Source organism: Bacteroides sp. MSSM.1001136sp1_RTP21357st2_D2_RTP21359_211015, from assembly GCF_040913205.1.
In the GTDB taxonomy this organism is placed as follows: Bacteria; Bacteroidota; Bacteroidia; order Bacteroidales; family Bacteroidaceae; genus Bacteroides; species Bacteroides ovatus.
The window spans coordinates 1-1,618 of the sequence record NZ_JBDFVF010000076.1; the positions used below are offsets into that span (position 1 = coordinate 1).

Sequence of the window (1,618 nt, forward strand, 5' to 3'; positions counted from 1 at the left end):
CCGTTTACCATTGACGGCAGCGAGGCGGTTGTGACGGTCACTCAGTACAATATGCCGCAGAAAAGCCAGCTTACCATCACAAAGACCGGAGAAGTATTTGCTTCTGTCCAGGAAAACGACGGACTGTACCAGCCGGTATATGAGGTGAAGTGCTATAATAAAGTTGTAACAGAAGTGGCTAATAAGATATAATCATCTTACAGAGAAAAGAGGAAGTATTATGTCACAAAGTTACACACCTGAATTTAAAAAGAAAATCGTTCGCCTTCATATCGAAGAGGGACGTACTTACAAAAGCATCACTGCAGAGTATGGTGTATCAAAAGCCAGTATCTCCAAATGGTGTGCTGAATTTAGCGAAGAATGCCATACAAAAGCCCAGCAGAATCCAGATGCTCCTAATGATCTGGAACTTATGAAAGAAAACCTCCGTCTCCGTAAGGAATTGGAAGAAGCAAAAAAGGAGAATCTCTTCTTAAAAAAAGCAGCGGCATTCTTCGCAAAGGAAATCGATTAGAGGCTTATCGATTTATTGACCAATATCATGAGACATTCGGTATCCGCTGGCTGCTTAGACGGCTGAAAATTTATCCGAACGCTTACTATAACTACCGGAAACACCGGAAGGCGGATTATCACGCCCATAAAGCAGAAGTCCAGGCACAGATTCATGAAATCTATCATGAACACAATGGTGTCGATGGTTACAGGAGCATGACAGTCTATCTGGCACGTAAGGGATATCACTACAGCCCTGCAACCATACATAAGTACATGAATGCGGAGTTGGGACTGAGATCCATCGTTCGTCCCCAAAAAACAGATTATGAACAGGGAAAACCACACAAGGTGTTTGAAAACAAACTTCAGCAGAATTTTATGTCGGATAAAATCAATCAAAAATGGTGCACAGATTTCACATACTTATTTTTGAAGAACCATGATGTGAGATACAATTGCAGTATTATTGATCTTCATGATAGAAGTGTCATTGCCAGCATAACGGATCGGCACATCACCAGTGATCTTGCCATCCGCACTCTACAGAAAGCATTGGATTCTCAGCCAGCTATCAAAGGAGAATTGATCCTGCATTCCGATCAGGGCTCACAGTATACATCTAAGGCATTTACTGATTTTTGCAAGTCAGTGAATGTGACGCAGAGTATGAGCAAAGCAGGTTATCCCTATGACAATGCACCGATGGAGCGTTACTTCAATACACTGAAGAATGAATGCACAAATCTGTATGAGTTCAAAACAGAGGAAGAACTCTACCAAGCAGTGGAGGAATTTTCCTATGTCCACTACAATCATGTACGCCCGCATAGCTCCAACGGTTACCGTACGCCATATCAGGCACGAATCGCAGGATAAAAAAGGGCTGCCCGAGCAGATTGCTTGATTACTCAAAATCGGAACGGTTAGCTTTTGTCAAGGGCAAAGCTGCGACAGCGGTGTGAAACACCCTTGATGAAATCTGACAGTTCCGATAGATTCCAAACTGCAATCCACCGATTTTATTAGCCATAAGTGTTACAAAAATGCTTGACCACAACAAATAAAGTTGTAACAGAAGTGGCTAATAAGATATAATCATCTTACCGAGAAAAGAAGA

3 protein-coding genes are annotated in these 1,618 nt (G+C 42.1%); 2 read left to right on the forward strand and 1 reads right to left on the reverse strand.

The genetic code is table 11. The annotated features are described in order from the left end of the window. Both AB5217_RS24775 and AB5217_RS24780 read left to right on the forward strand, forming a co-directional pair. The coding region (locus AB5217_RS24775) for a hypothetical protein (protein WP_368117397.1) at window positions 1-192 on the forward strand (192 nt) is incomplete at its 5' end. 28 nt (window positions 193-220) lie between these two features. After that, window positions 221-1,377, forward strand: a protein-coding gene (locus AB5217_RS24780) for an IS3 family transposase (RefSeq protein ID WP_101883037.1) whose coding sequence is annotated in 2 segments (ribosomal slippage) — window positions 221-470 and window positions 470-1,377 — 1,158 coding nt in all. Because the reading frame shifts where the segments join, the coding sequence is not laid out codon by codon here. Window positions 1,378-1,405: 28 nt separating this feature from the next. Here the strand turns inward: AB5217_RS24780 and AB5217_RS24785 are convergent. Further along, entirely contained in the window at window positions 1,406-1,531 is a 126-nt protein-coding gene (locus AB5217_RS24785; protein ID WP_263631045.1) for a hypothetical protein, read from the reverse strand. Window positions 1,532-1,618: the final 87 nt, after the last annotated feature.